The sequence below is a fragment of the Acidovorax carolinensis genome (assembly GCF_002157145.1).
In the GTDB taxonomy this organism is placed as follows: Bacteria; Pseudomonadota; Gammaproteobacteria; order Burkholderiales; family Burkholderiaceae_C; genus Acidovorax; species Acidovorax carolinensis.
The window spans coordinates 3,553,920-3,560,000 of sequence record NZ_CP021361.1; the positions used below are offsets into that span (position 1 = coordinate 3,553,920).

General features: G+C 55.3%; 4 protein-coding genes and 2 rRNA genes (1 of these 6 cut by a window edge). All 6 read right to left on the bottom strand.

Going from position 1 to position 6,081, the window contains the following annotated elements:
• Positions 1–2: 2 nt before the first annotated feature.
• Positions 3–662, bottom strand: a complete 660-nt coding sequence (can, locus tag CBP34_RS16680; protein WP_086913385.1) for a carbonate dehydratase — start codon at positions 660–662, stop codon at positions 3–5.
• Positions 663–694: 32 nt separating this feature from the next.
• Positions 695–1,885, bottom strand: a complete 1,191-nt coding sequence (locus CBP34_RS16685) for an isovaleryl-CoA dehydrogenase (RefSeq protein WP_094098685.1) — start codon at positions 1,883–1,885, stop codon at positions 695–697.
• Between the two features lie 36 nt (positions 1,886–1,921).
• Positions 1,922–2,305 (bottom strand): PaaI family thioesterase, encoded by a 384-nt coding sequence (locus CBP34_RS16690; RefSeq protein ID WP_086928831.1) that lies wholly within the window; start codon positions 2,303–2,305, stop codon positions 1,922–1,924.
• Positions 2,306–2,425: 120 nt separating this feature from the next.
• A complete protein-coding gene (locus tag CBP34_RS16695) occupies positions 2,426–2,830 on the bottom strand; it encodes a MerR family transcriptional regulator (RefSeq protein ID WP_086913388.1) in 405 nt (134 codons plus the stop codon).
• 289 nt (positions 2,831–3,119) lie between these two features.
• Positions 3,120–3,232: ribosomal RNA gene (gene rrf, locus CBP34_RS16700) — 5S ribosomal RNA — on the bottom strand.
• 155 nt (positions 3,233–3,387) lie between these two features.
• Positions 3,388–6,081 (bottom strand): 23S ribosomal RNA (locus CBP34_RS16705); it runs 185 nt beyond the window's last position.

The window sequence follows — 6,081 nt, forward strand, 5'->3', positions numbered from 1 at the left end:
TGTTACTGCCTTTTGACGGCAGCAACTCCGGCAATGGCCGCCTTGTAGAGCGAGTCCAGCCCTTCGGTGCTGTCCACGGACATGTGCAGGTTGTTGATGAGCCCGTCTTTGAGCCCATAGCACCAGCCGTGCAGCGTGACCTTCTGGCCCCGGCCCCAGGCATCCAGCATTACCGTGGTCTGCGCAATGTTGACCACCTGCTCGATGGCGTTGAGCTCGCACAGCACATCGTGGCGCCACTCGGGGGCGGTGGCGGCAATCAGGTCGCGGTGGCGGTCGCGCACGTCCTGCACATGGCGGATCCAGTTGTCGGCCAGGCCCACACGCGTGCCCTCCAACGCCGCCAATACACCGCCACAGCCATAGTGCCCCACCACCATCAGGTGCTCAATGTGCAACTGGTCCACCGCGTACTGGATAGTGGAAAGGCAGTTTAGATCGGTCGGCACGACCACATTGGCCACGTTGCGGTGGACGAAAATTTCACCGGGCTCCAGGCCCGTGATCTGGTTGGCAGGCACGCGGCTGTCCGAGCAGCCGATCCACATGTACTTGGGCTTTTGCTGGGCCAGCAGGCCAGTGAAGAAGCCGGGGCGTTCGCGCTCCATCTGGGCCGCCCAGGCGCGGTTGTGAACAAACAGGTCGTCGATCGATGAAGGCATGTTGTCCTTGATGGGTCAGTGATAAATGAAATTCAGCAGGTCTCGGCAAACAGCTCGCGGCCAATCAGCATGCGGCGGATTTCGCTGGTTCCCGCCCCAATTTCATAGAGCTTGGCGTCGCGCCACAGCCGACCCAGCGGGTATTCGTTGATGTAGCCGTTGCCACCAAACACCTGCACACCCTCGCCCGCCATCCAGGTGGCTTTCTCGGCGCACCATAGGATCACGCTGGCGCAGTCCTTTCGTACCTGGCGCACATGGTCGGTACCCAGCATGTCGAGGTTCTTGGCCACGGTGTAGGCAAACGAGCGCCCCGCCTGCAGCACGGTGTACATGTCGGCGACCTTGCCCTGGATGAGCTGGAATTCACCGATGCTCTGGCCGAACTGCTTGCGATCGTGAATGTAGGGGATCACGTTGTCCATGACGGACTGCATGATGCCCAGAGGGCCACCGGTGAGCACCGCACGTTCGTAGTCCAGGCCACTCATCAGCACCTTGGCGCCCATGTTCAGGCCACCCAGCACATTGGCGGCGGGCACTTCGACGTCCTGGAACACCAACTCGCCGGTGTGGCTGCCACGCATACCGAGCTTGTCGAGCTTTTGCGCAATCGAGAAACCCTTCATGCCCTTTTCGATCAGGAAGGCCGTCACGCCGCGCGCGCCCAGTTCAGGTTCGGTCTTGGCATACACCACCAGGGTGTCAGCGTCGGGGCCGTTGGTGATCCACATCTTGCTGCCATTGAGCAGGTAGTAACCGCCCTTGTCCTCGGCCTTGAGCTTCATGCTGATCACATCGGAACCAGCGCCCGGCTCGCTCATGGCCAGCGCACCGACATGTTCGCCGCTGATCAGCTTGGGCAGGTACTTGGCTTTCTGCGCCTCGCTGCCGTTGCGGTTGATCTGGTTCACACACAGGTTGCTGTGCGCACCGTACGAAAGACCGACAGATGCACCTGCGCGGGAGATTTCTTCCATCGCCACCATATGGGCCAGGTAGCCCATGGCGGCGCCACCATAATGCTCAGGCACCGTGATGCCGAGCACGCCCAAATCGCCCATCTTGCGCCACAGGTCCATGGGGAACTGGTCGGAACGATCGATTTCCGCAGCGCGCGGCGCAATTTCTGCCTGGGCAAAATCGCGGACTGCGTCGCGCAGTGCGTCGACGTCGTCTCCCAACTGAAAATTGAGGCCTGGAATGTTGGCGGGAATGCTCATGGATGTCTCCTCGGATCGATGGAACGGTATTTGGTATCAGTGGCGGATGTTTTCGCGACCCGTGACCGCCATCAGGGTGCAGCCCATGGTGGCCACCAGCTTTTCCTGCGAGCCGTCGAGCGCGAATGCGCGCCCTTCGCAGACGGTGATCGTGCGGCCGGGCTTGAGCACCCGGCCTTCCATCCGAAAGCGCTCACCGCGCGCGGGAGCCAGAAGATTGATCTTGAATTCGATGGTGAGAACAGCCGCGTCTTCTGCCATCAACGTTAACCCTGCGTATCCACAGGCCGAATCCAGGGCGGTGGCCACCATCCCGGCATGCAGAAAGCCGTGCTGCTGTGTCAGTCCTACCGCCCAATCCAGTTCGATGTCTACAGCGCCGGGAGCAACAAGCCCCAGCCGGGCGCCCAGCGTCTGCATGGCCCCTTGGCGCGCAAAACTCTCATGGACACGTTCGGCATAGGCTAGTGTCTGGACTTCGAAGGGGATGGTATTCACGCGGTCTCCTTGTTTCGACGGACAATTACGTTTACGTAAACGTCAATTATCCGCGATTTTTTTCTCCATTTCCATCAGCAGGTCACGGGCTTCTTTTTCATGCTCTTGCACCTCTGCCAGATTGGCCTGCAGATCAGCCATCTGGTCTTCCAGTTGCCGGCGGTGAACCACCAGCACGTCCAGGAATTTGCGCAATTGCACGCCGGTATCGCGCGGGCTGTCATAAAGATCAATGATCTCCTTGGCCTCGCTCAGTGACAGACCCAGGCGCTTGGCACGCAACGTCAGTCGCAGTCGCGTGCGGTCTCTTGCGCTATACACCCGACTGCGGCCAGCCGGCCCGTTTCGCTCGGGCTGCAAGAGGCCCATGTCTTCATAGAAACGTATGGCGCGCGTAGTGAGATCAAACTCTTTGGCAAGATCACTGATGGTGTAGGTATGGGCCATGGTGGAGTGGTGCTGCGTTGCAGTTGTGGGCAAGAGAAACCCAATGCAGCAAGCAGAGTGTTCCTTCAAAACGCATCGATATCTAACGTTTACGTTAACGTCAATAGTACCGCATGGCACTGTCGCCATGAAAGATGATTGAATATCAAATATCCATCACGGAATTCGCACGGATGCAGAAGGATGGGACTGTGCAGACCTTGTGGGGGGGCAGGCGGTTGCAATTGTGCTTCCCCAAAGCAGAAACGCCCCACTCAGAGGTTGAGTGGGGCGTTGCTGGGCTGTAAGAGCCTGACGATGACCTACTTTCACACGGGAACCCGCACTATCATCGGCGCAAAGTCGTTTCACTGTCCTGTTCGGGATGGGAAGGAGTGGTACCAACTTGCTATGGTCATCAGGCATAACTTGTTGTCGTGCTGCTCGTGGGAGCAACACAACGAATTCATAGAGTTTGGAATCAGATTTTTGTTTTTTTTGACTGCGTCAACTTGGCATAACAATCTTTGAGCTTCTCACACAAGCATTACTGTTTGCGCTTTGGCTATCAAAGTTATAGGGTCAAGCCGCACGAGCAATTAGTACTGGTTAGCTTAACGCATTACTGCGCTTCCACACCCAGCCTATCAACGTCCTGGTCTTGAACGACTCTTTAGGGGGCTCAAGGCCCCGGCAGATCTCATCTTGAAACGAGTTTCCCGCTTAGATGCTTTCAGCGGTTATCTCTTCCACACTTAGCTACTCGGCAATGCCACTGGCGTGACAACCGATACACCAGAGGTGTGTCCACTCCGGTCCTCTCGTACTAGGAGCAGGCTTCCTCAAATCTGCAGCGCCCACGGAAGATAGGGACCAAACTGTCTCACGACGTTTTAAACCCAGCTCACGTACCTCTTTAAATGGCGAACAGCCATACCCTTGGGACCGGCTACAGCCCCAGGATGAGATGAGCCGACATCGAGGTGCCAAACACCGCCGTCGATATGAACTCTTGGGCGGTATCAGCCTGTTATCCCCAGAGTACCTTTTATCCGTTGAGCGATGGCCCTTCCATACAGAACCACCGGATCACTATGTCCTGCTTTCGCATCTGCTCGACTTGTCAGTCTCGCAGTTAAGCACGCTTATGCCATTGCACTATCGTCACGATGTCCGACCGTAACTAGCGTACCTTCGAACTCCTCCGTTACGCTTTGGGAGGAGACCGCCCCAGTCAAACTGCCTACCATGCACTGTCCCCGATCCAGATAATGGACCTAGGTTAGAACCTCAAACACACCAGGGTGGTATTTCAACGTTGGCTCCATGAGAACTAGCGTCCTCACTTCAAAGCCTCCCACCTATCCTACACAGATCTGTTCAAAGTCCAATACAAAGCTACAGTAAAGGTTCATGGGGTCTTTCCGTCTTTCCGCGGGGAGATTGCATCATCACAAACATTTCAACTTCGCTGAGTCTCAGGAGGAGACAGTGTGGCCATCGTTACGCCATTCGTGCAGGTCGGAACTTACCCGACAAGGAATTTCGCTACCTTAGGACCGTTATAGTTACGGCCGCCGTTTACTGGGACTTCAATCAAGAGCTTGCACCCCATCATTTAATCTTCCAGCACCGGGCAGGCGTCACACCCTATACGTCCACTTTCGTGTTTGCAGAGTGCTGTGTTTTTATTAAACAGTCGCAGCCACCGATTTTTTGCAACCCCGTTGGGCTCGCCTTGTACAGGTTCACCTACTTGGGGCATACCTTCTCCCGAAGTTACGGTATCAATTTGCCGAGTTCCTTCTCCTGAGTTCTCTCAAGCGCCTTAGAATACTCATCTCGCGCACCAGTGTCGGTTTGCGGTACGGTCGTGTGTAGCTGAAGCTTAGTGGCTTTTCCTGGAAGCAGGGTATCACTCACTTCGGCTGCAAGCAGCCTCGTTATCACCCCTCATCTAAGCCCGGCGGATTTGCCTACCGGGCACGACTACAGGCTTGAACCAACATATCCAACAGTTGGCTGAGCTAACCTTCTCCGTCCCCACATCGCACTACACATCGGTACAGGAATATTGACCTGTTTCCCATCAGCTACGCATCTCTGCCTCGCCTTAGGGGCCGACTCACTCTACGCCGATGAACGTTGCGTAGAAAACCTTGCGCTTACGGCGAGGGGGCTTTTCACCCCCTTTAACGCTACTCATGTCAGCATTCGCACTTCTGATACCTCCAGCATCCGTTACCAGACACCTTCACAGGCCTACAGAACGCTCTCCTACCACGTGCAATAAATTGCACATCCGCAGCTTCGGTAACTGGCTTAGCCCCGTTACATCTTCCGCGCAGGACGACTCGATCAGTGAGCTATTACGCTTTCTTTAAATGATGGCTGCTTCTAAGCCAACATCCTGACTGTTTTAGCCTTCCCACTTCGTTTCCCACTTAGCCAATTTTAGGGACCTTAGCTGGCGGTCTGGGTTGTTTCCCTCTTGAGTCCGGACGTTAGCACCCGGTGCTCTGTCTCCCAAGCTGTACTCTGCGGTATTCGGAGTTTGCATAGGTTTGGTAAGTCGCCATGACCCCCTAGCCTAAACAGTGCTCTACCCCCGCAGGTAATACTTGAGGCACTACCTAAATAGTTTTCGGAGAGAACCAGCTATTTCCAAGTTTGTTTAGCCTTTCACCCCTATCCACAGCTCATCCCCTAGTTTTGCAACACTAGTGGGTTCGGACCTCCAGTACCTGTTACGGCACCTTCATCCTGGCCATGGATAGATCACTTGGTTTCGGGTCTACACCCAGCGACTGATTCGCCCTATTCGGACTCGATTTCTCTACGGCTTCCCTATTCGGTTAACCTTGCCACTGAATGTAAGTCGCTGACCCATTATACAAAAGGTACGCAGTCACCCCTAAGGGCTCCTACTTTTTGTAAGCATGCGGTTTCAGGATCTATTTCACTCCCCTCCCGGGGTTCTTTTCGCCTTTCCCTCACGGTACTGGTTCACTATCGGTCGATTACGAGTATTTAGCCTTGGAGGATGGTCCCCCCATATTCAGACAGGATTTCTCGTGTCCCGCCCTACTTTTCTCCAGCTTAGTACCACACGTCTGTTTTCGCATACAGGGCTATCACCTGCTATGGCCGGACTTTCCATTCCGTTTTGCTAACAGTCGTGCTATCACTAGAAGGCTCTTCCGATTTCGCTCGCCACTACTTTCGGAATCTCGGTTGATGTCTTTTCCTCGAGCTACTGAGATGTTTCAGTT